Below are 24,939 nucleotides of genomic sequence, written 5' to 3'. Positions count from 1 at the left end.
TGGGAGCAAAGAAACTGCGATCGCAATATTTGGTAAACAAAGCTAGCTTTAATTTATCGAACCGCCTTCTCTACGTTCGCGTAGCGTGTCGTAGACAGAGGCTTGCGCCAACGCGCAGTGTCTCGCAGAGAAGAACGCCAAGAATTCTAAGTTTTATAGATATTGAAACTTGAGGCTACTTGTTATACCAAGATTTACGCCACTGCTTCATTTGGTTAATCTCTGCGTCTTGCGATTTGATAATTTCTTGAGCTAAGTTTTTAATTTCAGGACGCTGAGACTTTTGCAAGGCATCTTTCGCCATAACTATAGCTGCTTCATGGTGAGGAATCATTGCGTTGATAAAGCGTAGGTCAAATTCTCCATCAGCTACACCCAAGTCCATGTTCATCATCATGGCTTGCATTTGCTCAGGTGACATCTCCATCATGTGACCCATTTTGGCATCATAAGCCATTGGTTTATCTCCCGCTTTGGGATACCAAGCTGTACGCCACTGTTTCATCTGCGTAATTTCTTGGTTTTGTGCTTTGATAATTTCGTCTGCTAGCTTTTTGATTTCAGGGTGGTTTGATTTTTGCTGTGCTTCTTTAGCCATTACCGTTGCTCCCTGATGATGCGGAATCATCGCATCAATAAAGCGTAAATCATAGTTGGCATCGGCTGGGCCTAAATCCATTGCCATGCTGTGGTTCATCATGCCACCACCATGATTCATGGGTTGCTTGTCACTAGTATCGGTAGCAATAGTAGTATTTGGTGCTTGGCTTGGGTTTTGGGAAGTAGTTGTAGAACAGGCTGTCAACACGCTACTAGAAAAAGAGGCGATCGCTAACAAAGCAAATGTCAAAAAGCTGTTTCTCAGAGTAGGGAGTTGCATAGGGATGATCTCAGATAATTTCCTAATTCTATTCTGGAGTCTCTAGTTAGCTGGAGAGTCAACCTTTTAAATATTTGTATTTTGCTTAGGTAATGAAATTACCTAGATAACTGGCTGCTCAAAACGCAACTGCGGCACTCATTACATAGTTTGACAGCCAAAAATGAAATTAGGATGAAATCAGGGTTGGTGCTAAGCTGTCGCGGATATAATCTGCACATCTTTTCGTGTTGGCTGTTGACTGTTGACGGTTGACAGTTAACCGTCAGCTTAAAAGCGTAATAGCTTACTCGTTGAGATATAGAAAATGCATTTAAATATGAAATCTGGATGAAATCCTTATACCCCAGTAGTTAGAAATGTTTATTACTTCATTGGTATGACGCTAATGCACCCCCAAATCTTTAAGGTGAGTCTAAAGGCAATAACGCCTTTAGTAAATCCAAAAAATTTCAAGAGGGTAGAAAAAATGGCTATACAAGAACTCACCTTGAGTCAAGTAAACCAACAGATGCAGCAGTGTATTCAAAACTGCTTAGACTGCCATAGTATCTGTTTAAATACCGTGACCTACTGCCTACAAAAGGGTGGTAATCACGCCGAACCTGCTCATATTCGGTTAATACTTGATTGTGCTGAAATTTGCAACACAAGTGCTAATTTCATGCTTAGAGCTTCTGACTTACATTCTCGTACCTGCGGCGTTTGTGCTGAACTGTGTCAACGGTGTGCAGATGAGTGCGATCGCATGGGTGACGATACTCAAATGAAAGCTTGCGCTCAAATATGCCGTCGCTGCGCTGATTCTTGTCGGCAAATGGCAATGGCAACTGCATAAGTCAAAGGCAGAGGGTAGAAGGAAGAAGCCATATTTTGCCCTCTGTTACAAGGCCTACGGTATACACACATCTGCAATTTTAAATCATAAATTTTACATAGTTATGTTGCTACCCCATAGAGCGGTAAAGTGAAGGTGCAAGATTTACCGGAGGTAGCAATGGCGCGTAAACGCTTGATTATCGAGATGGGAATGGGAATAGACCAACATGGACAAGAGCCGACAGTAGCAGCAGCCAGGGCGGTACGTAATGCGATCGCTCACAATGCTTTACCCGGTGTTTGGGAAATCGCTGGTTTGAGCGATCCTCATCAAATGATTGTAGAAGTTCAAGTCGCAGTACCCTATCCAGAACAGGTACGAGAAGAAGAGGTACTAGCTGTACTACCCTTTGGTCGGAAAACGCTCACCGTAGAATCTGGGGGGATGGTAGTTCAAGGGCGAGCAATTCCCGAACTCAACGATAAAAATGACGAAATGTTGATTGCGATCGCTGCTGTTACAGTTCTAATCGAAAATTAGTAGCTATTGCTAGGGCAACAAAGCAGAAAGAATATTGCTTGTATAATAAATGTTAATTTTGTAGTAAATCGTGCTACAAAGCGGTCTATTATGACCAAGGTTGGGACGGTCTACTACTAAGCTATTATGCATTTAAATTGCACATTACCTCGACATTCAGGTTGACTGTTAACCGTTAACTGTCAACAGTCAACAGTCAACAGTTAACAACTACAAAGAGTAGTTATTGCTTTAAATTGTCAATGAGGTATGCGTGAGTATTTTATTAAGTGGGTAAACAGCCCACTTTTGTCTTCTAAATTGGGTAAATACACGGTAACTACTAGTTGTGTTTTATAGTTACGAATGTCACTATCTACATTAGCGATCGTAGTGGTATGTGCTTGCCCTAAGTCACCTTAACCTTTTGGTAAACTACTATTCGCGTTTGCAAGTGTATATGGTTATCGCCGTACATTATCAGCTATTTCTAACTTGTTTTTATAGATACACTAATTTTAACTTCCTAGTCAGCTTAACGCAGACCTAAATTAGTTTTACTCATTAAAATAGCTCTTTGTTAAGACAAAAAATTGAGTTAATCAATGAAATATTAGCATAATTGTTTGTATTTACCCTAAAACTTGAGGATAGCTATACCAAAGCATACCTCACACTCCTTTGCAGCCAAAAACCTATATACTAGACTTGACTTTGATAAATCTGAAACTTTTGTTAATTGTGATACCAAAACCTATTAATTTTTAGAAGATGTTCTAGTGTATCTATAGTTTTTAAGGTTTAGTAAAAACTATATCCAGTATCATCAATAAACTGCATTAATGTGGTGCAAAAATCAAGAGGGGAGTGAAAACATGGATTTACGTAGAGATGCATTGCAAATCCTCAGAGAAACTAGTAGAACTTTTTATATCCCAATTAGTCTTTTACCAACAGGATTACAAGAAGCAGTTGCATCAGCATATTTGTGTATGCGTGCCATTGATGAAATTGAAGATCATCCAGAACTGGATAACCTTACTAAGGCAAAGCTGTTACGCATAATTAGCTTGACATTACAGGCGGGAGTTGATGGCTTCGCAGTAGATGCTTTCTCGGCAGGATTTAGTGAACACGAGAATACTTTAGCAGAAGTTACCGTTGGTATTAGAGAATGGTCGCTACTAGCACCTGAGACTATTGCACCCCGGATTTGGGATGCCACCGCCGCAATGGCAGATAGAATGGCTTACTGGGCAGAAAGAAACTGGAAAATTGATACAGAGTCGGATCTAGATCGTTATACATTTGGGGTTGCAGGGGCGGTGGGCTTGTTACTCTCTGATTTATGGACTTGGTACGATGGAACACAAACCAACCGGACTCAGGCAATTGGGTTTGGTCGAGGCTTACAAGCAGTTAACATCCTGCGTAACCATACTGAAGACTTAAAGCGTGGGGTAGACTTCTTCCCTGAAGGTTGGAATGCAGCCAATATGCAAGAATATGCGCGGCGCAATCTAGCACTAGCAGAAGCTTACACTAACTCTCTTCCTACTGGCCCAGCCTTAGATTTTTGTCAAATTCCCTTCACTTTAGCTCATGGCACTCTTGATGCCCTAGCTAATGGTAAAGAAAAACTTAGCCGTAGTGATGTTTTTGCACTCATAGAACAACTAGATGTGAACATGAAAGCTAGTTAGGGGCTAGGGACTGGGGAACTCGGGGCCCCCTCTGGGGATAAGGGGCAATGGGGACTGGCAACAGAGAAGAACTAATGACAAATGACCCTTGTACAGACGCGATTAATCGCGTCTCTAGTCTTAACAAATGACAAATGACAATTAAAGGAGAAATATTTCAGTGAAGAAAACTTTGTTCCTCAATCCTCCTTCTTTCGATGGGTTTGATGGTGGTGCGGGTTCACGATACCAAGCCAAGCGCGAAATTACTTCGTTTTGGTATCCCACATGGCTAGCACAACCTGCTGCCCTAGTGCCAGGTAGCAAGCTTGTTGATGCTCCTCCACATGGTCAAACATTGGAAGATGTATTGAAAATTGCCAAAGATTACGAACTAGTAATTATGCACACTAGCACGCCCTCACTGGCTAATGATGTCAAGTGTGCTGAGGCAATCAAAGCTACAAACCCAGATGTACAGATTGGCTTTGTTGGCGCACATGTGGCAGTATTACCAGAGGAGACACTACGCGATCGCCCGGTAATCGACTTTGTATGTCGCAATGAATTCGATTATACCTGTAAAGAATTAGCCGAAGGCAAACCTTGGGACGAAATCAAAGGTCTAAGCTACCGCGATCAAAATTCTCACATCCGCCACAATGAAGAACGCCCATTAATTCACGATTGGGATGCTATGCCCAGCGTCCTCCCAGTTTATGGGCGTGATCTAGATATTAGAAAATATTTCATCGGCTATCTACTGCACCCTTACATTTCCTTTTACACTGGGCGCGGCTGTCCGGCAAAATGTACATTCTGCTTGTGGCCACAGACAATTGGCGGTCATCTTTACAGACATAAAAGCCCCGAAGCAGTAGGACGCGAGATGGAAGAAGCCAAAGCCATCTTTGGCGACAAGGTGCGGGAATATATGTTTGATGACGATACTTTTACAATTGATAAACATCGAGCGATCGCTATTAGCGAACACATGAAGCGGCTTAAGCTTACCTGGAGTTGCAACGCCCGTGCAAACTTAGACTATGATACTCTTAAACAACTACGCGACAACGGTTTACGATTACTGCTAGTTGGTTTTGAATCTGGCAACCAAGATATTCTCAACCGAATTAAAAAAGGCATCAAGCTAGAAGTGGCGCGGGAATTTATGAAAAACTGCCACAAACTCGGCATCACCGTCCACGGTACTTTTATCATTGGTCTACCTGTTGAAACCCAGGAAACCGTAGAAGAGACAATCCGCTTTGCCTGCGAACTCAGTCCGCATACAATTCAAGTCTCTATCGCCGCGCCTTATCCAGGCACAGAACTTTATGAACAAGCCAAAACCAACGGCTGGTTTACAAACCAAGCTTTAGTTGCTAACTCTGGTATTCAAACCTCAACGCTGCAATATCCCAATCTTTCTAGTGCGGCGATTGAAGATGCAGTTGAGCAAATGTACCGGAAATTTTACTTCCGTCCCAAGGCAATTGTGCCAATCGTACGCGAAATGCTCACCGACCGACAAATGCTAGTACGCCGCCTGCGTGAAGGTGCAGAGTTTTTCTCTTACCTGAAAGAACGTCGAACTCAATCTGCGGCTAATGCACAATCTAATCAGACAGCTGTTGTCTAAAGGAACATAAGTTCAATAAACCTCTCCCTGTCTTGAACTTTAGTTCAAGTCTGTCTTTTTGGGGCAAGCGAGAGGTATAGTTTTGCATAGTAAAACTTCTGAAACACCAACCAATAATAGTTCTTATTTTCTCCACTCCGGTCTGTACAATGTTTACTAGTCCATCTATCTCGATGTGTGTCAATATTTATTTTCACTATATGTGATGGATGGCTTTTTTTACTCTCAGCACAAAACTGCCCCAAGTATTGATTGATCAAGAATATCTAGTTTCAAATCAAGTAAAACTTAGGAGTCTTTATGAGTACATTTGAGGAAAAAGCAAATTCTGAAGTAACTTTGAGCAAGACTAATAAAAACAAACTGCATTTAGGTTGTGGTAGAAAAATTTTGGAGGAGTATGTCAATATTGATATCTTCCCAGCGCCAGGTGTAGATTTAGTTTGTGATATAAACGAGGGGATTCCTTTTGAAGATAATTCTTTTAGTGAAGCGCTGGCAGTAGATTTTATTGAACATATACAGCCGACAAAAGCAATTAATTTAATGAATGAAGTTTATAGAGTTTTAAAGCCAGGAGGGATTTTTAGAATACATGTTCCTGAAGCTCCCGGAATAACTGCTTATCAAGATCCTACGCACACGTGTTTTTGGAATGAAGAATCTTTTTCTTATTACATACACCAACATTATAGACGAGAAAAATATGGTATTTACTATGGCATTATTGCGAAATTCAAATTAATTAGTTTAAAACGAAAAAGACACATGTGGCAAAAGTTTTTCAACAATTTAAATTGGAATTACTTAACAAACTATCTTCTTGATATAGAGTTAGAAGCTATTAAGTAATTGTCAATTGTTTGGCTAAAGGCAATAGTTTTTTAATAACCTGTAGGGCTTGGGGTGCGAGTAGCACCCCGACTTAAATAAAAATCAAATCGATAAATGATCTCGCTCGCCACCTCTGCAACGGCATTGGTGAGGGCAAATAAACGATACCTACAGTGAATAGAGCCACGGCTTGGCAACGTTATTAAAAAGCATTGACTTTAAAATCCTTATACAATATGAATTTTGAGCTTTGGTAAGAAACAGAAATTATCTTCGTTTCTTCCTTATCCCTAATATTCCATGCCCAATAATCAAGTAATCTTGCGATCGCATCGTCATATCATTATCAATGGTGATGACTTCGGTTTTTCTAGCGGTGTCAATCAAGCGATTATCAAAGCGCATGAACAGGGTGTACTGACCAGTACCAGCCTGATGGTAACAGGTGAAGCAGCCCAAGAGGCGATCGCTTTAGCACGCACTCACCCCAACCTAGCAATCGGTCTGCACCTAGTACTAGTGTGTGGCCGCGCGGTTCTGCTACCTGACCAAATTCCCCACTTGGTTGACTCAATAGGTAACTTTTCAGATAGCCCCTTACAAGCTGGGTTGCGCTACCAATTCCATCGCGCCACCCGTGAAGAACTGCGTCATGAAATCCGCGCTCAATTGGCAAAATTCCGTGAATCTGGGCTATCCCTTTCCCATGTTGACGGACATTTACATCTACACGCTCATCCAGTCATCCTAAATATTCTGGTTGAGTTGGCGCAAGAGTTTGATATTCGCGTCATCCGTCTGCCATCTGAAGAACTGGCGATGACCTTGAAGCTTGACCGTCGTGGATTATTAAATAAACTAGTCTGGTCGGGGGTATTTGGCGGACTACGCCGCTACGGTGAGGGTTTGCTGACATCCCACGGCATTAGCTTCGCTCAACGCGTCTACGGATTACTGCAAACTGGCAATATGACTGAGGAATACTTGCTTGGTCTAATACCCCAAATTCAGGCAGACTTAGTAGAAATTTATTCTCATCCGGCATTAGTTCACACAGGAGAACCACTGAATGGTTCGCTAAGCGCAGGTGAAACAGAACTCGCGGCTCTGTTAAGCGAGCAAGTGCGTCAAGTATTGGTTAGTAACGGCTTTGAGTTGACTAATTACGTGACAGTGAACCGTTTTTGAGAAGGCGTTACTGATGTAAAAACCTTAATAAATACTCAATTTGCTGTGGCGGTATGTTTTTTCAAATCCTCCAAGTTACAGACTTCCAAAGCTCTAGCATGGGTAGCTGAGAGCACAACGCGTGGAGCAACACCAGCATCAAACGCTTCTTGCCAACGAGCAGCACACAAACACCAGCGATCGCCTGGCTTCAATCCAGGAAAATTAAAATCAGGAACAGGTGTGCTCAAGTCGTTCCCTTGTGATTTGGTAAACGCAAGGAATTCTGCTGTAACTTGGGCACAAACAACATGCATCCCAAAATCTTGACCACCTGTATTACAAAACCCATCCCGGTAATACCCAGTCATGGGAGAAGTACAGCAGACTTCCAAATTTGTGCCTAGTACGTTTTTAGCTTCTGTCATAAAAATCTCCATTAGTCATTAGTCATTAGTCATTAGTCATTAGTCATTAGTCATTAGTCATTGGTCATTGGTCATTAGTCGGGAGACAGGAGACAGGAGTTATTTATTCTTCCCCTGCCCCCCCTGCCCCCTCTGCCCCTCTGCCCCTCTACCCCTCTACCCCTCTGCCCCCCTGCTCCCCTAATGCCCTTTACCTGCTCCTAAATAAAGTTCACCAACTTTAGGGTTATTTAACAATTCTTGACCAGGGCCGGAGATTGCATCGCGTCCAGACTCCAATACATAACCGCGATTGGCCATTTCCAAAGCTTTACGGGCATTTTGTTCTACTAAGACAATCGCTGTACCTGACTGGTTGATTTGTTTAACTTGGTCAAATACTTGTGTTACCAAAATGGGGGATAAGGCAGCAGAAGGCTCATCCAAAAGTAGCAAGCTAGGTTCTAGCATCAAAGCTTTGCCCATTGCTAGCATTTGACGTTCCCCTCCAGAGAGCGTACCAGCGCGTTGACGACGGCGATCGCTTAATCTAGGGAACATGGTAAATATTTTATCTTTGAGCGGTTTCAAAGGAATATTCCTGACAAAAGCGCCCATTTCTAGGTTTTCTTCGACGCTGAGGGAAGGGAAAACATTGGCAATCTGCGGTACATAGCACATTCCCCGCTGAACAATTTGATTCGACTTTAACCCTACGATATTCTCACCTTTGAAGCTAATTGTGCCTGTGTGGGGAACTAAAAGCCCAAAAATGGCTTTTGCCAAGGTGGATTTACCAGCACCGTTAGGGCCAATTACTGCCACCAATTCTCCTGGTGCAACCCGAAAATTCACACCTTGCAGAATATCTACATCTTTAATGTATCCTGCGTGGACATTTTGAACTTCTAGCAAATAGTCATTTGTCATTTGTCAACAGCTAAGTCAGCTATTAGTTATCGGTTATCAATGAGCAGCTTGTTTACTGATAACTGTTCACTGATAACTGTTTACTATTACGGGGTTTTTTGCAACTCAGGTCGTTCTTCTGGAAGGATTGCCCCTTCTACTGGGCAAACTTGGAGACATATACCACAATCGATACAAGTAGCAAAGTCAATCCAGTACCAATCGGTTCCTTTGGCATTTTTGCCTGGGCCATCATGAATGCAAGCTACGGGACAGGCATCTACGCAGTCGGCGACGCCTTCACAGACTTCAGTAACAATTGTGTGCGACATATTCTTGATTCCCTCTCTTCTGTATCGGCTATTTCTAGCCTAGCAGGGGACTGGGGGCTGGGGATTGGGGATTGGGGATTGGGGAACTCGGGGCCCCCTCTGGGGATAAGGGGCAATGGGGATTGGGGGCTGGGGACTGAGGGAAAAGGTTAAAGGGTAACGGGATGGTTTTTCCTTTTCCTCCTTACCTTTACCCCTTCGCCTTTTCTCAATACCCTATGCCCATCTCCCTTAACGCAATGGTTCAATTGTGGGTGAACCATCAGGTTTGATCCAGGCAATTTGGGCTATACTGCGATCGCGTGCATATTGTCGGATAGCGTCTGTATCCCTTCCTCCTAAATCTATTTCTACCCGCACCAGATGAGTAGAATCTCTGAGTTTTTGGGCGTAGGCAAAGGCTGCGGCATTAGCATTTGGTGTTTCTGGTGCTACTAACCAGTTACTAGCCGGGGTTGTTTGCGGTAATTGCTGAGTAGACAATAAAACTTGGTATAAATCTTCGATATTGAGTACAAAACCAATTCCGGGGATATTTTCACCTTGAGGATGATATAACCCCAAAAGTTGGTCGTAGCGACCACCCCGCCCTAAAACTTGGGCTTGTGACTCGGTATCACTAACAACTTCAAAGACGATACCAGTGTAATAGTCTATGGTTTGGATGAGACTGAGGTCGAGGATTAACGGGAAATTTTTCTCTGATTCCAGTAATTCTACTAGGGATTTGAGGTTATTCACCGCCTCTTGCTGCTTTTCATCTAAACTCAGGCTGCTGACTTTTTGCAACACATCCGCACTGTTTCCGCGCAAATCCAACATGATTCTGGCACGTTCGCGCAGTTCGTCACTTAGGGGCAGAGTATCTATAGTAATGCGGTCGAGATGAGCGATCGCTGTGCGAACCTGATCTTGTAAATTAACAGGGAAGGCACTAAGAAGCGATCGGGTAATTCCCGCTTCACCTAAAATTAAATGCCATCCCTTCAAACCCAGTGCTGCTAAACAATCTGCTACCAACAGTAGTATTTCCGCATTTGCCAGCAATCCGCCAGTACCTAATAACTCAACCCCGGCTTGATAAAACTCTTGCTGGGTATTGTGCTTGCTTTCCCAAGTGCGGCGAAACACATTGGCGTTATAGTACAGCCGTTGCGGATAAGTTACACCTGCCATGCGAGTGACAACGGTACGAGCAATCGATGCTGTCAATTCTGGACGTAGCCCTAATTCGTCATCTTCGGTATTTTGTAGTTGAATCACCATCTGGCGCTGAATGGCTTCCCCGGCCATTAGGGTATCCATACGCTCTAGAGTTGAGGTGATAATCCTGTGATATCCCCAACGGTGAAACACCTGCTGTAACCTATCTTCAATCCAGCGTTTTTTAGCCACATCCAAGGGCAATAAATCCCTGGCTCCCGCTGCTGGTTGATACACCATTATTTTTTCTTCCCACCAAACAAACCACCGAACAAACCGCCGCTCCCAGATTTATCTGGTTGCTTACCTCCATTATCAGCAGGCGTAGTCACTTTAGGATTACTCGGTTGTTGCCCCAATGCTTTATCTATTTTAGGTTTCCATTGCAACGCTATTTGGTCATTGGGATCTAATTTCAAGGCATTGTCAAAGTGAATTTTTGCCATTTTTAGCTGATTTTGTTTTAAATACACCAATGCAATCAAGCTATGGCAGTGACTATTTTTAGGTTCTAGTTTCAGGGCATCTTGCAGTTCTACTTTGGCTTGGGCAAATTGGTTTTTGTCAATCAAAGTTTGAGCGCGACGCACATACTGTTCTACAACTGAGTCTTCTTTTGCTGGTGCTGGCGCTGGTGGTGTATTTGCTGTATTTGGCTTGGACGTATCTGAGTTAATTTTGGGTTGAGTAGGTGGCGGCGCTGCGGATAATTTGCCCGCACTCCGCATTAAGTAGACTAAATTCAACTCACTAACTTGAGCAATGACTTGCAGCACTTGCTGTAAAGAATCATATTGGGTTTGGGCGATTTTTGCGATCGCACTTTTATAAAAGTGATCGATATTGGGCGCACCTGCTAACTGTTTAGCTAAGTCGGTGTTCAGTTCTACCGAGGCAGATTCTTGTACCAAGCGCCTACCCATTTGCGACAAAATTAGAATATATTCCGCGCGAGCCGCTTCACCAGAAAGTTTTTCATAAGCTGGGTTAACTAGCTTTGATAACAACTCGTTGGCTAGCTGTTTTTCCGCAGCACTTGCAGTAACACTACTATCAGGGTGCAAGCTGCGGGCAATTTTGATATAACGTTTGCGGATATCTTTGACATCCGCGTCAACTGGAATACACAAAACTGCGTGATGATCTATGAAATCATACCTAAAAAGTCCACGATCTATTTTAAAAGACATAGAGCGGTGTTGCACCAAAGGAGCAGTTAGATTTTATCTAGTTTACTTTGCTTGATCAGTGATTCGTCAGTAGTCATTTGTCCTCTCTTACAAAGTTCTGATCTAAGGAAGCCTTAGCTCAGACTTTGCGCTTTGTCATTTGTCAGGAGTTATTTATTCTTCCCCTGCTTCCCCTGCCTCCCCTGCCCCCACTCCTCCACTCCCCCGCTCCTCATACCCAGGCTGACAGTGGCGGAACTTGCAACAGTTCACGACTGAGAGTGTTGTGAATATAACCATTTGTGGCAAGAATTCTGCCTGACTCAATTTTTAAAGGAGTGCCATCGTAAGCCGTGACTTTGCCCCCGGCTTCTTGTAACAAAATTATCCCAGCGACAATATCCCAAGGAGAAAGTCCGCGTTCCCAGTAGCCATCGACACGTCCACAGGCAACATGCGCCAAATCCAGCGCTGCTGAACCGCTGCGCCTGACTCCCTGAGTGAGGTGGGTGAGGTGACAAAATTCTGCGTAGTTGTTATCAGATGTTTCGCGGCGATCATAGGCAAATCCTGTCACAAGTAAGCTCTTACTAAGTTCTGATGTTTGCGACACTTTGATCGGGCGACGGTTGCGTGTTGCTCCTAAACCAGCAGCAGCCCGGAATAGCTCATTATGTAAGGGATCATAAATTACGCCAACTTGCGGGATACCATTAATTAATAGCCCAATGGAAACTGCGAAAAAGGGATATTGATGGGCGTAGTTGGTTGTCCCATCTAAAGGGTCTATTGCCCAGAGGTACTCATTTTCTTGATTTCCTATTTTCCCTGATTCTTCCGCAAGGATAGAGTGCTCAGGAAAGTGGCGGCGCAAAACTTCTAAAATCAACTCTTCTGAGGCTTTATCGGCGGCGGTGACTAAATCACCAGGGCGTCCTTTTTCAAGGATTGCATCTTCTAACTTACCTAAGTAGCCTTGTAAAAGAGCACCAGCAGCTAGCGCCGCTTCGGTAGCAATGTCTAGAAAAATTTGGAGATTTGTCATTGGTCATTTGTCATTAGTTAAAATTCAAGGGTCAAGCGTCAACAGTACTGTTAGCGGATAGCTATGGTTTAGCCCGTGCTGAGTACTGAGTCACGAGTCAGTATTTATTCACCCCCTGCCCCTCTGCCCTTCTGCTCCCCCACTCCTCAAAGATTTTGGCGGCGAAACTCAGCGGGAGTGAGGCGCATGGGTTTTTCTGGGTTCCAGATTCCTTGCCCCATGAGTCTAGCCCATTGTTGGGCACGTTCTAAACGTTGGTTATATTTATGGTTAGGCGATCGCTCAACGAATAGTGCATTTCCTTGTTTAACTAATTCTTCATTCAATAACACCTTATCTTTCCAGACATAAGCTAGAGTCCGCCCGATTTTGTCTTTTGCTTCTAAATCAAACTCCAGTATTACAGGTTGTTCGGCATTGCCAGTCAGCTCCTCTAACTGTTCTTTTGCTGCTTCTCCCCAAGGACGCTGTCGCAAATCTGGTGCATCGACACCAATTAATCGCACTTGAGAAATTAAGTTTGGTTGTTCAGCCATTCCTAACACTTCCAAACTTTGCCCACTAACTACCCGCGCTACTTTTACTTGGGCTTGATTGTCTGCAAGCTGATTTTTTTGGCAACTCATTAGAAGCAATAAGCAAGTTAAAATGGCTATTTTTCGGCTCCAGAGGCCAAGATATGGGGGGATAAGGGAAAATGTTTTTTTATTTTTAGTACCCATGCAGTCAAACTTACTAGAACAATCATTGTTTTTTGAACTCGCCAGTGTGTTTGTTAGGCGATCGCCACTAGTAATACTTTGAAACTTGGAGCGATCGCTATTGCTTATTCCTCATCTAATGGCAAACCCGCTTTAACTTTCCCACGACCAAAATAGCGCCCAAACTGGAGTTCATAGACTTCATCTTCGTCTTGTGTCTCTACCTCTAAGTCGGAACGTGGGTAACTCACACACAGCAAAGCATAACCTTGCCGACGCAACTCTGGCGACAAGCCGATCGCCTCCGGTTGATAAATTTCTCCCGACAATACTCTGACAGCACAAGTGGTGCAAGCCCCATTGCGGCAAGAAAACGGCAATTCTACCCCCTGTTTTTCGGCACTGTGCAAGATATAGCGGTCTTCTGGCACTTGCAGGGTGTGTATTTTACCAGTGGCGCGATCGCGAACTCTAATTGTGTATGTACGGGACATGTGGATGTGGGATTTTAGTTTTGAGATTAAATCTAAAAATGTCTTCTTTTATCTTTGCATTTTCTGCGATTTCAAAGTACAATCGTAACTTGTGGCACCTGGAGAGGTGGCCGAGTGGTTGAAGGCGCAGCACTGGAAATGCTGTTATGCAGCAATGTATACGAGGGTTCGAATCCCTCCCTCTCCGTTCTTAAAGTTAGTCTAAATATACATAGTAGTTATAACCAGATTTATACAAAGACTCCTCATTAATTTTGATGAGCTATTAGATACCTGACTTCTTAAAGAAGTCGGGTATCTGACCACCGCCACTTGATTAATAGTCCAGCAAATTGCTTGATTAGGTTACACTAATTGATAAATAGAATGGACATGGATTTATATGCGCTTACCTATTGTTATTAGTGCGGGATTACTAATGTTGCTGGGTTTAAACACGCCAGTAATATCTAAATCTCCTATACAGGTTGCACAATCATCAGAGATTACGAACTCCAACTCAAAGCAATTAACGAATAATTCTCAATTAAAACAATTAAGGATTAATCGTCGATTGTGGCGTCAGCAAAAAATTAACAATTATCGCTATACACTTAGTAACGATTGCTTCTGTATCCCTGAAGCCAGAGGGCCAGTAGTAATTGAAGTACGTAACGGCAGAACGACTTCCATAACTTCCGTACAGACAGGTCAGCCAGTTGCTAATCCAGAGTTTTTCCGAACATACAACACAGTTCCTAAGCTGTTTAATTTGATTAGGAATACGATCAGCAGTGGACAATCCGAGCTTGCTGTAGAGTACGATCGGCAGCTTGGCTATCCAACCCAAATTAATATCGGTAATCTAGCTGCTGATGCCGGAATATTTACTACAATTGAGAATCTGCAAGAGATTCGTTAAGCTCATCTCACTCCTAAAAGGGGATGGGATAACACGAAAGACAGTTGACTGTTAACTGTTAACCGTCAACCATCAACTGTCAACGGTCTAAAAAAGCGTCTTTCATCACCTACCTAGAAGGAATGGGTTTTCCCGACGCCTTTTTATAAGTAGGAACTGGCATTAATTCGTACTGTAGTCAATGGGCGATCGCGCTGGATTTAAAGTTTAGGGATTGGAAGAATTTCCAGTCCCTAGTAGTCTGTTGCAAAAGTTTTGAGAGGTTCGTAGTAAGCACTTTAGTGCTTAAAAATCAAGGACTAAAGTCTCGACTACAAAGAAATATTTCTGATTGCAACAACTTGTGGTGATTAGAAGAAATTGGGAATACCTGTATCTAACACCAAATGCTGCTAAATCTGTAAATTAAATAAAAAATAATCCGAAATACGGCAAATTGTATTTGAATTTTAATATATGACAAGAGTAACTTATATAAGCTTCCTCGTATGCCAAAATACAGCGTTAGCGAAGTTTTAGAAATTCTTAAAAATCTTACGGCTGAAGAAAAACTGGAACTGCAACAGTTTTTACCCAGCGTCCTAGACACTATATCTACTGCTACGAAATCTTTAGAATCCCATTCTCAAAATATTGGAGGCATCAACATCGGTAGTGGTAACTCTGATATTGCATTTAATCAACTTCAGGCAGACAGGGGAAGCACACTCAATCAAAGCAGAACGCAAGCTAGACTTCAGAATGCTGATGTACAAGAAGCCTTAAAGTTACTCTCAACATTAAAACAAGATATTTTAGTCAGTAATGCCTTAAACCCTATTGAAAAGAAAACTTTAGAAGTTCCCATACAAACAATTGAGGAGGAACTGAAAAAGCCCAAGCCAGATAAAAGCTTAGTAGATCAAGCAATTGAAGCGTTGAACAAAGGATTAACAGGAGCAGCACAGCTAGCCGACCCAGTTTTAAAACTAGCCCCTCTGGTTGCTAACATGTGGGCAGGGATATGAGTGGAGAATTTCCTGATCGCCAGAACGAAGCTAGCCAAAATATCAGTAACGTTTCAATTGGTGACAGTAACGTTGTCACCTTTAACCAAACTCAGATTCTACAAATCTCTGTTGACGAGATTAAAACCCGCCAATTTAGAGAAACTTCACCCTACAGAAGCTTAAAGACATTTGAGCCAGAAGATAAAGACTTATTTTTTGGACGTGACCAATTTCTCACGGGTTTGGTAAATGAACTAGAACACACCAACCTAATTTTACTTTTAGGTGCTAGTGGTAGTGGTAAATCATCAGTTGTGCGTGCGGGGCTGATTCCTTGGCTACTAGAAAAAAAAGGGTCACAGTTAGTACACCTAACGTTTACTCCAGATGTTGACCCATTTGAATCTTTTTATACCAGCTTACGCAGTAAATATAGACAATCTGAAGCTCAAATTGCCCTTGAAGCAAAAACTGATACTTTAACTCAAGTAGTAACGAGGTTAAAGCAGCCTGATTCTTATTGGTTCATTTTGATTGATCAGTTTGAGGAATTATTTACTACTACTCAGCCTCAAAAGTGCGCTCAGTTTATTGCTAGCTTAGTGAAATTGAGTAAAAATAACTACCCAGGCGTCAAAATTGTGGCAACGATGCGGGCTGATTTTCTTGATAGGTTAAGCCCTTATCCTCAGTTTGTGAAAGCTACAGAGAAACATCGTCCACTCATTGCAGAAATGCAAGCCGATGAGCTGCGATTAGCTATTGAACAACCTGCGGCACATCATGGTGTAGTATTTGAAACTGGTTTAGTTGGAGAAATCATTAAGGATATTCAGGGACAAGCAGGTTACTTACCTTTATTACAGTACACTTTAAATTTAATTTGGGAAACAGAATTAACAAATGGTAGTATCCAAGACCGCACATTGAATACTAGTACCTACCGTCAGTTGGGTGGTGTGAGAGGGGCTTTGCAACAACGGGTAGATTCCATTTATGAGGCGTTACTCGAACAGGAGAAGTTAGCGACTCAGAGCATTTTTTTGAAACTGGTTGATATAGGTAAAGATTCTGAATCTGGTACTGAATGGAAGCCAGTCCGCAGAAGGGCATTGATGTCAGAGTTCAGCAATGAACTTGAACAAAATGTACTGATAAAATTGATTAATGAGAATTTATTGATTAGCAACATTCAATTAAAATCTCAAAAATCTACAGTAGAAATTACTCATGAAATACTGCTTACTTCTTGGACTAATTTAAATATTTGGATTAGAGAAAATCGTCAAGCTATAGCTTTACGTAATAGACTCAATGACGATGTCGCCCACTGGCAAGCAAAAAAAGCAGAAGATGAATTGTGGGGTGGTTCAAAATTAGAGCAAGTTTTAGAACTGCGAAAAGACTCTACATTTAATCAAGTTTTGGGTGGGTTTAGTCCTGCTGCAAATCAGTTTATTGATGCTAGTGTTGGTTTGCGCGATCGCATGCAAAGACGGAAAATAGCAATTGCGATCGCTTTCTCTGCAATCATTGCAGCAGGTGGAATAGCTTTTGGCTGGCAGCAGCAGCAGTCTAAACAAATTATTGAAGCTGTTTTCCTTAGCACAGATACAACAAAAATTCTCAACTCCTTACCTGATTTCTTGAAAGAAGCAGATAGGCTTAAAAATGAAGGAAATATAGAGGAATCCTTGCCTTACTACCGACGGGTAAGAGCAGAAACTATCAAGCTTATTAGGAACTTCAAAGACAATCCAGAAGAAAAATTAAAAATCCAAAAATTATCAGATGCCTCCGAAGAAGCTTTGGCACAGGTGATTAAAGCAAAGCTATTTAAAAATCTTGAGGATGAGTTAAACAATGGTCATTATGATAAGGCAGTCAAAAAAACTTATGACATTTTAATGTCAGAAAATATTGGAGCAGGGGCGGATCTGAACAACAATCGTAGACTTGATAATCAAGATGAAGCGGATTTAATCCCTTGCAAAACTTTAATTGAAATCAGACAAAAATGGCTTAAGCATACCAATAACTATTGTGATTGGTATGGAAAAGACTCTCACTATGAAGCTCCAAACTGCACACAGATAGGTAAAGAAACTTTAACAACAGCAATCTTTGAATTCCCCTATGATTATGCAATAAAACGGATTGACTTTTGCTCTGAAAAAATATAATTTTTCTGTTAGTTTAATAACTAAACATAGTAATTAATTCTCAATCAACTGCAATTAAAAAATCTATAAGAAAACTGTTTTATTTACCATATCAGCAACAAAATAGTATGAACAAAACCAATAATTTAACTCAGCTAAAGTCAGCTACAGCAACGTTAATAGTTCCTTTATATATTTTGGCAACTTTTACCACTAGTTCTGCTGAAGTTCCTAAAACTGCGGTGATTCACTATGCATCCGATCCTGGAGTCAGGCTGCTTCTGGGTGCTACAGATTCTATGGTGGCTAAACCAGGGCAGCGAATGCAACAGTATAAAGATGCTGTGGGAGTTCCTGGCTCTAAGAAATCCCTATCACGGCTTAGTCTTCCAAACCCAACGCATAACAAAATTGGAGCGTTAGTACAAGCTGGCCCTGCTCCTGTCAGCTCTGTTTACACATTTCCTTGTAAGGTGAGTGGTTCTGTTTACTTTGGTTGGCGAAAGCAAGGTGGTTCATGTAGTCATGGATTATGGGTAGTACCAGTTGCATCTCAGTTGCACAGTTCCAAAGTTCCATCTTTAGCCTCTAAGAATACCCACAGTGCCACAGCTTCTAAAAATCTCCGACAAGCTCAAGCTGTTTCTAACTTAGTTAAGTATTACTGTAGTACGGTAACGACCTCAAAAATAGATCAATGGATAACCTCAGCAGGTTTACCTTCATTAGAAACTGCTTGCCAGGAAGCTAGCCAAAAATGTGAAGAAACTACAGGTAGTAAATGTTTAGTAGCAAGCTTAGGCGATTGGAGTGTAAATGATCCTAATTTAGCAGTGTCGATGCAGTGTGGTAGTAATCAAAGTTCTGTGATTTCCGCACGTACTCGTCAAGGCAATGGTTCGCTGATAGACAGATTGCTTTTAGAAATAACGCAGATGTCTCAAGCTGTCAAAGGTATTAACTGTGCAGCTAGTATTTACCACCCAAACGAAGTAATTGTTTCACCTTCTAACGATGAGCTGACCTTAATCCAAACTAATGATAATGGTGGCAATGTAGAAATTAATGTTTTGGTTGGATCTGTGAATATTGTTTCGGTTGGAAGAACAAGCGGATTCAAAGTAAACAAAGGGTTCAGATATAGTCTAGGGGAAAATAAACCGACGCCGCTAGACTGCGATCGCATATTTAAATCGCAGCCTGTTCAGGAGTTTTTAAACACTGCCAACTGGCCACAGGAAGTCACAGGAGAACTGCAAAGTTACCGCTCAGGTTTCTGTAAATCTCCTGAGCGACCTACAGATAATGGTACTGGCCCTGTTATCGATATCATCTTTCCTCGTGGTGGAGGTGGTGGAGGTGGTGGAGGTGGTAGTCAAACTACACCTGGTGTTGGTAGCCCATAACAACTTCTAGTAGTCTGTTGCAAAAGTTTTGAGAGGTTCGTAGTAAGCACCTTAGTGCTTAAAAAATCAAGGACTAAAGTCCTGACTACAAACTTTAACAGTAAACAGTAAACGGTAAACAGTAAACATAATTGGGTTTAAGGAGAACCACTGAGGGGGCAAGTACTTCCAACTGAAAACTAATAACCCAAAGCCGATTAGTGACAGGCACTATCTAGCAGGTTTAAATCCCCCACCATAAGCCTTGATAACTGTTTACTGTTTACTGTTTACTGTTAAAACGTTCTTGCGCCGTCTTAAATGCTTCTTGCATTACAGACTGAATTTTCTGGGGATCGGGTTTTTTACCTCCCATTAAATCACCGAAGTAAACGCAAGCTGCTTCACCTAATGACCAAGTATAAGCAGCTGCCCAAGAAGCGGCGATCGCGCTGCCAAAACCAGGCACGAATTTGATTAACTCCCGTGCGATCGCTTGTGCTAAGAAACCGCCTGCGATCGCACTGACAATACCCCCAGCTTGAGATGGGGTTAGCGTTTGCCCATACAATTTTCCCAGTAAACCTACCATTGATACTTGCAAAGCAGTCAGAACCGGCATTGTGGCAAATGGCAATGGTACAGCTGCAAGGGTTGCGGACATGATCGCAAATGGCAAAATGTAACGGCGTCCAGCATCTCGGTAAAGATTGCCAATTTGCTCACCAACTTCCTCCTGATCCAATAACTGATACATTGCCTTAGCTTCTGCTTCTGGAAGCAGTTCTGCTAAAGCATCTCTCAGGGCTTCTAAGCCATAAAATACTGGAGTGTAGCCGTCTTCTTCCAAGGTGAAGTCAATCATTACAAAGCGATCGCACAGTTTTGCAAAAGTTTGCTGCATTGCGGCAAATGCGCGATTGACTTCCTGATAATCTGGCGGATAGGCAGGATGATCAGCAGTACTGGGGGGATAAACTTCATGTAAACAGGTAACTACTAGCAGACAGGGAATATCTGGATACTGCTGACGTAGCTGCTGAGCAATTTGTCGCAGCGTGTCCGTTGCAAAATCATTAATTTTGACAGTCAAAATCAGAACTCTGGCGCGGCGACTTTCCTGTTGCAGATCGCCAATTAACTCCTGAATGATTGCTTGAGTATTCTGATTTACATCTCCCAGCCCCACCGTATCAGTAAAAATCAGTAACGGCAGGTCATTGGAAGGATAAGCATAGCGCTGTGTATTTTGTGTGTGGGGGCGAAATCCCTGACCCACAATCTCGGCAGAAACTCCCGTCAGCCCTCTCACAATTGAACTTTTTCCGGCTTGGGGCTTACCAATCAAAAGAGCTTCAGTAGTTGGCAGTTCGGCGCGAACTTTTTCTAAAATCTCTGCAACTTGAGCTTCGCTAACGCTAAACCATTCAACAACAGTCTGTGCTAGTTGTTCTACGGGTAAAAGTTGCGTCATGCGTGCTGTTGCCTTGTTCCAGACACCAGTAATACGATTTGTCCAGGAATCATTACCAGACTTAGTTGTCACAGTATCAGGAGACAGCGCTGTGGGGGGATTTCCCGCGCCAGTCCGCTCAACGGGGGGAACCCCTGGCTGGCTTGACTTGATGCGACTGTCGTTTGATTCACTGAATTGCTGAGAATTATCTGACGGCGAGTCAGGATCACGTTGCTCAGTCATTCCCATCAAAACGGTAGATAGAATTTAAACTACATCCTGTCTATATCTATCGTACGTCAGCAGGGCATATTTGACTGAATTGCTTGCCCCAAATGAATTTGTGACAGTCTCCGTTTCAAATGCGACCTGTCCCCAGTTTTCTAGACCTCTTGCATAGTTCGCTGCATCTTTATTGTGGCAAAATAAAAGCGTCGTGCTGCTTGCCATGACACTTTTTCAAGGATTTGGATTAACTTTTACTACATTTGGACAAGAGGCACTGTGTTAACAGCACAGTGCCTATTTAATTGGTTGCAATTGGTTTTAACTAGCTTGCTGATTAACTCGTCTTTGCATTTCTGCGTCCGCTTCTTCATCTGTTGTGCATAGCACACCAGGACGAGAGCGAATAATGCTTAGATAGTACTGAAAAGCATCTTCATCTTGAGGATTGCGTCTAACGTAGTCACGCAATTCCTGCTCAGTCATTGCTTGGTAGCTTGGGCTAGTCATTCGATTATCACCTCCCCATTCTCAAGTATCTCTATTTGTATCGTCTCGCCAATTAACATGACTATTCGATTAGTGCGACTATCAAGCCTCACTAGGTTGATTGGTTGAAGCAAGTTACTCGCTCTTACACATCTTTGATAAAGTGCTTTTAACTGTGCCGACGTTGGTTCCATTTCACCCCCTTTTATATTCTCACCTGCAACGCTTGTGCGTCTTTCCATTTTTCCCGGCCTATACCGATTATTTTGGGGTTGATGAACTCCTAGCGCGATCGCTGTCAAGCAGAAATCGTATCCTATGAATTAGTAGTAGGATTTGGATACAGCATGGCAGACAACACTGATAATCTTGACTCATTTCGTGCTTTGGCACTCCAAGTTACGTGTCATGCAGTCAATCAAGCACGCGATCGCACTGAAGCGCGATCGCTTATCCAAGACTCTATCCACCGCTTAGCGCCACAAATTGCTGCTAGTATTGCGTTTATTGGCTTTGATTGTCGTTTAATTGTATTGCCAGAATATTTCCTCACAGGTTTTCCGATGGGTGAGTCTCTAACGGCGTGGGCAGAAAAAGCCTGTTTAGAGATGGCTGGTGCTGAGTACGAAGCACTTGGTAAAATTGCCCAAAAACATCAGATATTTTTAGCTGGGAATGCCTACGAACTTGACCCTAATTTTGTGGGATTATACTTCCAAACCAGTTTTGTCATTGACCCATCTGGCTCAATTGTGTTGCGGTATCGGCGGCTAAATTCTTTATTTGCTCCCACACCACATGATGTCTGGGATAAATATCTTGACTGCTATGGTTTAGAAGGAGTTTTCCCCGTTGCCAAAACTAAAATTGGAAATTTAGCAGCTTTAGCATCAGAAGAAATTTTATATCCAGAAGTGGCACGGTGTTTAGTAATGCGTGGGGCAGAGATTTTTTTACATTCCACTTCGGAAGTGTATAGCAGAAATCTCACGCCTAAAGACGCGGCAAAAATCACTCGTGCCGTGGAGAATATGGCATACGTAGTCTCAACAAATACCGCAGGTATAGTTAATAGTTCTATCCCCAGTGCTTCTGTAGATGGTGGTTCTCAAATCATTGACCATCGAGGAATAGTCTTAGCCCAGACAGGTGCAGGCGAGAGTATGGCAGCTTTTGCAGAGATTGATCTAGCTGCTTTACGCCGCGATCGCCGTCGAACGGGGTTAAATAATTTACTTTCACGCCAGCGCTTTGAACTATACGCACAAAGTTACAACCAGTCACACTTCTACCCCGCTAATACTATGCTAGAGGCAGAAGTAGATCGCAAACACTTCATTCAAACGCAGCAAACAACCATCGAGCGCTTAGCCAAGCTGGGGATAATTTGACCAAAAGGGGAATAGACCATTGGGAGTAATGATAAATGACAAGTGACAAATGACAAAACCAATAGAAGTTCGCAACCCCCGGACTGGCAAATTTGATTACGTGATTTTACCCCCGCCTCCAAAGCTGCTGGCACAGCAATGTAACCGTACACGGAGGGCGCAAGTTCGCTGGCAGCAGTTGGGTCTAGAGGGGAGAATTGAAGCCTTACAGCAGTGGAAGCAAGCCATATTATCGGGACGCGATCGCTTGACAGAAGCTTTGGTAAATGATACAGGAAGATTGTCAGTCTCAGTATTAGAAATAGACTCCTTCCTCGCTAGCATTGACCGCTGGTGTGGGTTAGCACCAGATTTGCTACAAGAGTTTGCCAGAAATACAGCCATCCCGTTTATCGCATTGCAACAAACTTCAGTTCCTTACCCTCTAGTTGGAATAATTAGCCCGTGGAACTTCCCGCTATTGCTATCAACAATTGATACCATTCCGGCATTATTGGCGGGTTGTGCAGTTGTTGTCAAACCTAGTGAGATAGCTCCCCGCTTCGTAGCACCGCTGATTACAGCACTCAATGCCATCCCTAAATTGCGCGACGTATTAAATTTTGTTGAGGGAGCGGGTGAAACTGGAGCTGCTCTGATTGAATGTGTAGACTTAGTGTGCTTTACAGGTAGCGTGGCAACGGGACGGAAGGTGGCTGAAGCTGCTGCTAAACGGTTTATTCCAGCTTTTTTGGAATTAGGAGGAAAAGATCCTGCGATCGTCTTAGAATCAGCCGATTTAGAATTAGCAACCTCAGCGATTTTATGGGGTTCAGTCGTCAACACAGGGCAGTCATGCTTATCAATTGAGCGGATTTACGTTGCTGAATCTATATTTGAAAAGTTTGTGCATCAACTAATAGCCAAAGCCTCTCGGCTTCAGCTAGCATACCCCACAGTTGAAACTGGAGAAATTGGCCCCATCATTGCCGAAAAACAGGCAGCAATTATTAGTGACCATCTTCTAGATGCGGTAGAAAAAGGAGCAGTAATTCACTCTGGTGGTGAAATTGAAAACCTAGGCGGCGGTTGGTGGTGCAGTCCCACAGTTCTCACTCAAGTCAACCATTCCATGAAAGTAATGACTGAAGAGACTTTTGGCCCAATTATGCCAGTGATGCCTTTTGCCACAGTCGAAGAAGCAGTGTATTTAGCAAACGACTCAATTTATGGACTAAGTGCTGCGGTGTTTGCCTCAGAAGCAGAAGCCTTAGCAATTGCTCACCAACTAGATGCAGGTGCTATCAGTATCAACGATGCCGCACTCACTGCCATCATGCACGAGGGAGAGAAAAATGCCTTCAAATTCTCCGGGATGGGAGGGTCACGCATGGGTGCAGCAGCGATTAAACGTTTCATGCGGAAAAAAGCTATTTTAATTAAAACTAATTCTACTAGCGACCCTTGGTGGTTTGATAATAGGGAGTAGGGAATTAGAGGTAATGACTAAACCTATTAAGTAGGTATAATTAAACATAAAATAAAATCCTAGCTCAGAAGTGAGATTCATCGCTCAAAACAAGGATTATCAGGACTAAAGTCCTCACGACAAACTTTTATTTACACCTAGCTACTTAACTTATCAAAAGGAGTTTTGTAATGTCTAATATTCGAGAAGGAATGCCAGTGCTTGCTCGTCATGAAGGTGATTGGGTAGGAACTTATACACTAATTGATACAGCAGGAAAAATCCTCGACAGCTATGAGTCTCACTTAACCTGTCAATTTCCAGAAAATAGCCCTCATCCTTACTATCAAATCAACCGTTACAAATGGGCTGACGGTAAAAAAGAGGAATATGAATTTCCCGGAACTTATAAAGATAATAAACTCTGGTTTGACACCGATCGCATTCAAGGAAAAGCATGGGAAGCGGATGATTCCATTGTTATTTTATGGTTTTCTTATAAAACAAACCCAGAACTGAACTTGTATGAAATGATCTACATTAGTCCTGATAATAACAATCGTGCCCGTACTTGGCATTGGTTTAAAAACAATCAAATCTTTCAACGCACCCTGATTCAAGAAGAACGACTAAAATAGTAATCTTAAAGCTCAAAAATGATTTTCCTTAATGCCTTTGTGTTAAAAATCA

The 24,939-nt window shown here is 42.6% G+C and carries 25 protein-coding genes and 1 tRNA gene; 14 read left to right on the top strand and 12 right to left on the bottom strand.

Going from position 1 to position 24,939, the window contains the following annotated elements; translation table 11 throughout:
* Positions 1-175: 175 nt before the first annotated feature.
* The gene (locus FNW02_RS02890) at positions 176-880 is read right to left on the bottom strand and encodes a DUF305 domain-containing protein (RefSeq protein WP_191756096.1); all 705 of its coding nucleotides are present in this window, start codon (positions 878-880) and stop codon (positions 176-178) included.
* Between the two features lie 469 nt (positions 881-1,349).
* Here FNW02_RS02890 and FNW02_RS02885 point away from each other — a divergent pair, with 469 nt between their 5' ends.
* The 6 genes from FNW02_RS02885 to hpnK all read left to right on the top strand — a co-directional run bounded on the left by FNW02_RS02885 (position 1,350) and on the right by hpnK (position 7,565).
* Positions 1,350-1,718, top strand: a complete 369-nt coding sequence (locus FNW02_RS02885; RefSeq protein WP_191756095.1) for a four-helix bundle copper-binding protein — start codon at positions 1,350-1,352, stop codon at positions 1,716-1,718.
* A 159-nt stretch (positions 1,719-1,877) separates the two neighbouring features.
* On the top strand, positions 1,878-2,240 hold the full coding sequence (locus FNW02_RS02880; protein WP_191756271.1) for a Lin0512 family protein: 363 nt from the start codon (positions 1,878-1,880) through the stop codon (positions 2,238-2,240).
* 854 nt (positions 2,241-3,094) lie between these two features.
* Positions 3,095-3,922: a squalene/phytoene synthase family protein gene (locus FNW02_RS02875; protein ID WP_191756094.1), complete on the top strand. Its 828-nt coding sequence runs from the start codon at positions 3,095-3,097 to the stop codon at positions 3,920-3,922.
* A gap of 160 nt (positions 3,923-4,082) precedes the next feature.
* On the top strand, positions 4,083-5,543 hold the full coding sequence (hpnJ, locus tag FNW02_RS02870) for a hopanoid biosynthesis associated radical SAM protein HpnJ (RefSeq protein WP_191756093.1): 1,461 nt from the start codon (positions 4,083-4,085) through the stop codon (positions 5,541-5,543).
* A gap of 300 nt (positions 5,544-5,843) precedes the next feature.
* Positions 5,844-6,395 (top strand): class I SAM-dependent methyltransferase, encoded by a 552-nt coding sequence (locus FNW02_RS02865; RefSeq protein WP_191756092.1) that lies wholly within the window; start codon positions 5,844-5,846, stop codon positions 6,393-6,395.
* Positions 6,396-6,677: 282 nt separating this feature from the next.
* Positions 6,678-7,565, top strand: coding sequence for a hopanoid biosynthesis-associated protein HpnK (hpnK, locus tag FNW02_RS02860; RefSeq protein WP_191756091.1), 888 nt, complete (start codon positions 6,678-6,680; stop codon positions 7,563-7,565).
* 35 nt (positions 7,566-7,600) lie between these two features.
* Here hpnK and FNW02_RS02855 read toward each other — a convergent pair whose 3' ends face one another.
* The 8 genes from FNW02_RS02855 to FNW02_RS02820 form a co-directional block, all read right to left on the bottom strand.
* A complete protein-coding gene (locus FNW02_RS02855) occupies positions 7,601-7,972 on the bottom strand; it encodes a DUF2237 family protein (RefSeq protein WP_191756090.1) in 372 nt (123 codons plus the stop codon).
* Between the two features lie 180 nt (positions 7,973-8,152).
* A complete protein-coding gene (locus FNW02_RS02850) occupies positions 8,153-8,881 on the bottom strand; it encodes an ABC transporter ATP-binding protein (RefSeq protein WP_191756089.1) in 729 nt (242 codons plus the stop codon).
* An 86-nt stretch (positions 8,882-8,967) separates the two neighbouring features.
* Positions 8,968-9,192, bottom strand: a complete 225-nt coding sequence (locus FNW02_RS02845) for an indolepyruvate ferredoxin oxidoreductase subunit alpha (RefSeq protein WP_191756088.1) — start codon at positions 9,190-9,192, stop codon at positions 8,968-8,970.
* Positions 9,193-9,423: 231 nt separating this feature from the next.
* Entirely contained in the window at positions 9,424-10,635 is a 1,212-nt protein-coding gene (locus tag FNW02_RS02840; RefSeq protein ID WP_191756087.1) for an ATP phosphoribosyltransferase regulatory subunit, read from the bottom strand.
* Positions 10,635-11,585 carry a J domain-containing protein gene (locus FNW02_RS02835; protein WP_191756086.1) on the bottom strand — a complete coding sequence of 317 codons (951 nt, stop codon included), beginning with the start codon at positions 11,583-11,585 and terminating at the stop codon, positions 10,635-10,637. Before FNW02_RS02835 ends, FNW02_RS02840 begins: the two co-directional genes overlap by 1 nt.
* A gap of 211 nt (positions 11,586-11,796) precedes the next feature.
* Positions 11,797-12,609 carry an inositol monophosphatase family protein gene (locus FNW02_RS02830; protein ID WP_191756085.1) on the bottom strand — a complete coding sequence of 271 codons (813 nt, stop codon included), beginning with the start codon at positions 12,607-12,609 and terminating at the stop codon, positions 11,797-11,799.
* 146 nt (positions 12,610-12,755) lie between these two features.
* A complete protein-coding gene (locus FNW02_RS02825; RefSeq protein ID WP_191756084.1) occupies positions 12,756-13,331 on the bottom strand; it encodes a thermonuclease family protein in 576 nt (191 codons plus the stop codon).
* 104 nt (positions 13,332-13,435) lie between these two features.
* On the bottom strand, positions 13,436-13,804 hold the full coding sequence (locus FNW02_RS02820) for a 2Fe-2S iron-sulfur cluster-binding protein (protein ID WP_191756083.1): 369 nt from the start codon (positions 13,802-13,804) through the stop codon (positions 13,436-13,438).
* A gap of 100 nt (positions 13,805-13,904) precedes the next feature.
* On the opposite strand from FNW02_RS02820, the gene FNW02_RS02815 reads away from it, so the two are divergent.
* From FNW02_RS02815 to FNW02_RS02795, 5 genes are all read left to right on the top strand, one after another.
* A tRNA-Ser gene (locus FNW02_RS02815) sits at positions 13,905-13,991 on the top strand.
* 195 nt (positions 13,992-14,186) lie between these two features.
* Positions 14,187-14,705: a DUF6174 domain-containing protein gene (locus FNW02_RS02810; RefSeq protein ID WP_191756082.1), complete on the top strand. Its 519-nt coding sequence runs from the start codon at positions 14,187-14,189 to the stop codon at positions 14,703-14,705.
* Positions 14,706-15,193: 488 nt separating this feature from the next.
* Positions 15,194-15,712 carry a hypothetical protein gene (locus FNW02_RS02805; protein WP_191756081.1) on the top strand — a complete coding sequence of 173 codons (519 nt, stop codon included), beginning with the start codon at positions 15,194-15,196 and terminating at the stop codon, positions 15,710-15,712.
* On the top strand, positions 15,709-17,877 hold the full coding sequence (locus tag FNW02_RS02800) for an ATP-binding protein (protein WP_225225385.1): 2,169 nt from the start codon (positions 15,709-15,711) through the stop codon (positions 17,875-17,877). Before FNW02_RS02805 ends, FNW02_RS02800 begins: the two co-directional genes overlap by 4 nt.
* 107 nt (positions 17,878-17,984) lie before the next feature.
* Complete coding sequence (locus FNW02_RS02795; protein ID WP_191756080.1) at positions 17,985-19,262, top strand: hypothetical protein; 1,278 nt, start codon at positions 17,985-17,987, stop codon at positions 19,260-19,262.
* A gap of 262 nt (positions 19,263-19,524) precedes the next feature.
* On the opposite strand, the gene FNW02_RS02790 is transcribed toward FNW02_RS02795, so the two are convergent.
* The 3 genes from FNW02_RS02790 to FNW02_RS02780 form a co-directional block, all read right to left on the bottom strand.
* A complete protein-coding gene (locus FNW02_RS02790; protein WP_191756079.1) occupies positions 19,525-20,940 on the bottom strand; it encodes a GTPase family protein in 1,416 nt (471 codons plus the stop codon).
* A 303-nt stretch (positions 20,941-21,243) separates the two neighbouring features.
* On the bottom strand, positions 21,244-21,432 hold the full coding sequence (locus FNW02_RS02785; protein ID WP_191756078.1) for a DUF6887 family protein: 189 nt from the start codon (positions 21,430-21,432) through the stop codon (positions 21,244-21,246).
* On the bottom strand, positions 21,429-21,605 hold the full coding sequence (locus tag FNW02_RS02780) for a DUF6888 family protein (RefSeq protein WP_431356788.1): 177 nt from the start codon (positions 21,603-21,605) through the stop codon (positions 21,429-21,431). Before FNW02_RS02780 ends, FNW02_RS02785 begins: the two co-directional genes overlap by 4 nt.
* Positions 21,606-21,758: 153 nt before the next feature.
* Here FNW02_RS02780 and FNW02_RS02775 point away from each other — a divergent pair, with 153 nt between their 5' ends.
* From FNW02_RS02775 to FNW02_RS02765, 3 genes are all read left to right on the top strand, one after another.
* Positions 21,759-22,802 (top strand): nitrilase-related carbon-nitrogen hydrolase, encoded by a 1,044-nt coding sequence (locus tag FNW02_RS02775; protein WP_191756077.1) that lies wholly within the window; start codon positions 21,759-21,761, stop codon positions 22,800-22,802.
* Between the two features lie 49 nt (positions 22,803-22,851).
* A complete protein-coding gene (locus FNW02_RS02770) occupies positions 22,852-24,270 on the top strand; it encodes an aldehyde dehydrogenase family protein (RefSeq protein WP_191756076.1) in 1,419 nt (472 codons plus the stop codon).
* A 170-nt stretch (positions 24,271-24,440) separates the two neighbouring features.
* Complete coding sequence (locus tag FNW02_RS02765) at positions 24,441-24,887, top strand: DUF3598 family protein (RefSeq protein ID WP_191756075.1); 447 nt, start codon at positions 24,441-24,443, stop codon at positions 24,885-24,887.
* Positions 24,888-24,939 lie beyond the last annotated feature (52 nt).

The organism is Komarekiella delphini-convector SJRDD-AB1 (assembly GCF_014831675.1).
Lineage (GTDB): Bacteria > Cyanobacteriota > Cyanobacteriia > Cyanobacteriales > Nostocaceae > Komarekiella.
Note: the sequence above shows the minus strand (reverse complement) of the source record. Positions and strands in the feature narration are given on the sequence as shown.